Source organism: Streptomyces griseorubiginosus (assembly GCF_017614965.1).
GTDB classification, from domain to species: Bacteria; Actinomycetota; Actinomycetes; order Streptomycetales; family Streptomycetaceae; genus Streptomyces; species Streptomyces griseorubiginosus_B.
The window spans coordinates 1-806 of record NZ_WVUG01000689.1; the positions used below are offsets into that span (position 1 = coordinate 1).

Annotated in this window: 1 protein-coding gene; it reads right to left on the reverse strand. The window is 75.2% G+C overall.

Translation table 11 applies throughout. The features are described from left to right. Positions 1-69 precede the first annotated feature (69 nt). Positions 70-806 (reverse strand): DNA-3-methyladenine glycosylase family protein (locus GRC12_RS44775; RefSeq protein ID WP_208786132.1); only part of this gene is annotated, 737 nt, incomplete at its 5' end.

Below are 806 nucleotides of genomic sequence, written 5' to 3' on the forward strand. Positions count from 1 at the left end.
GCCCCTGGTGAGTGGGACGGGTAGGGGCGGCGGGGGCGAGAACAAGCCGGCAGCCTCGCCCACCCCGCCTCACAACCGCCCGATGTCCACGCGCGGCATCTTCGGCGCCCGCCGAGCAGGCGTACGCCCGCTCAACAAAATCAACCGGGCCGCCCGATGCCGCTGCCCCGCATACGGCTCCAGCAGCTTCAGCATCACGGAGTCGTCCGCGTCCCGGTCCCCGGCCAGCGCCCACCCCACGATCCCGGGCAGATGCAGGTCGCCCACGGTCACCGCGTCCGCCGCCCCATGGCTGCGCTGCACGACCTCCGCCGACGTCCACGGCCCGATCCCCGGCACGACCTCCAGCCGGGCCTGCGCCTTCTCCGGCGACATCGCCACGGCCTCCTCCAGCCGCCCGGCCACCCGGACGGCCCGCAGGATCGTCGACGCCCGCTTGTTGTCGACCCCGGCCCGATGCCACTCCCACGACGGGATCAGCGCCCAGGTCCGCGGTCCCGGCATCACCCACAGCCGTCCCCCGGCCGCGGGTCCGGGCGCCGGCTCCCCGAACTTCCGCACCAGCAGCCGCCACGCCCGGTACGCCTCGTCGGTCGTGACCTTCTGCTCCAGCACGGACGGGATCAACGACTCCAGCACCAGCCCGGTCCGCGTCAGCCGCAACCCCGGCCGCCGGTGCCACGCCGACGCAACCACCCGGTGGCGCGGCACGAACGCCTCCGGCTCATCCGCTCCGCCCAGCAGCTCCGGCAACTGCTCCAGCAGCCACTCGGCCCCCGGCCCCCAGGCCTCGCCCCGGACCGCGC